This window comes from Pontibacter burrus (assembly GCF_010686685.1).
GTDB lineage: Bacteria > Bacteroidota > Bacteroidia > Cytophagales > Hymenobacteraceae > Pontibacter > Pontibacter burrus.
This window is the reverse complement of record NZ_JAAGWD010000023.1, coordinates 1-873: the sequence shown is the minus strand read 5'-3', so window position 1 is coordinate 873 and position 873 is coordinate 1. Positions and strand designations below refer to the sequence as shown.

Here is an 873-nt window from a genome sequence, read left to right as displayed (position 1 = left end):
AACTCATTTGAGTTTACAGAAGGGTTGAATATCATCTCAGCAAAAAATGGAGGTGGTAAATCGCAGTTTTTCAATGCAATATACTGGACGTTTTTTGATAGAATTTATTCGGATGAAAATAATTCGAACAGAAAGAAGTGGCAGCCAGCACAGAACCTGACTATCTATCCAGATAAACTAGCCCTTGATTTACCAGTAGGCGAAGAGTTCACTACTTCAGTTGAAATAACATTAGATGCAATAGATTACAAGAGCTCTAGCTATTCAAGTAGCGATACTATTAGATATACTTTTACAAAAGAAATCACTTTTAAAAAGAAGCCAACTGGAATTACCTACAATCTACCAGCTGAACTTAGAATCGAATACACCGCTGATGGGGAAACTCATATCGTAAATAATGCAGAACGCGACTACTTATTAGACAAGATATTCCCTCGAAGCATTCGAAAGTTTATGTGGTATCAAGGTGAAACCATGGACCAACTCTATGACTTCGGGAACGATATTACGCTTAGACATGCGATTAATGAAATCTCATACTATCCCAAGTATGACTTCATGCATAAAGTAGTTAAGGCCTCTGAGAAGAGCATTAATAAGAAAATTGAGAAAGAACTGAACAAGCAAAACAAACTAAGCAGAGAAGAAAATCTTATTTATTCGGAGATTAGTTTAGGAGAAAGAAAAATAGAAGGTTTAGAGTCGCAGCGGACTGAACTAAAAAAAGATATCCAGTACTTCGAAGAAGAGATAACAAAAATAGAACAAAAGCTTGAGGGGCTAGATCATTTCATTGCATTTAAAATGAATTTAACTCGGTTAGAAGCTGATCTTAAAATCGTTAAAAACGAAATAGATGCTATAGACATT

General features: G+C 35.1%; 1 protein-coding gene. It reads left to right on the top strand.

Going from position 1 to position 873, the window contains the following annotated elements; translation table 11 throughout:
• Nucleotides 1-873: AAA family ATPase (locus GXP69_RS18875; RefSeq protein WP_163917174.1), on the top strand; the 873-nt coding region annotated here is incomplete at both ends.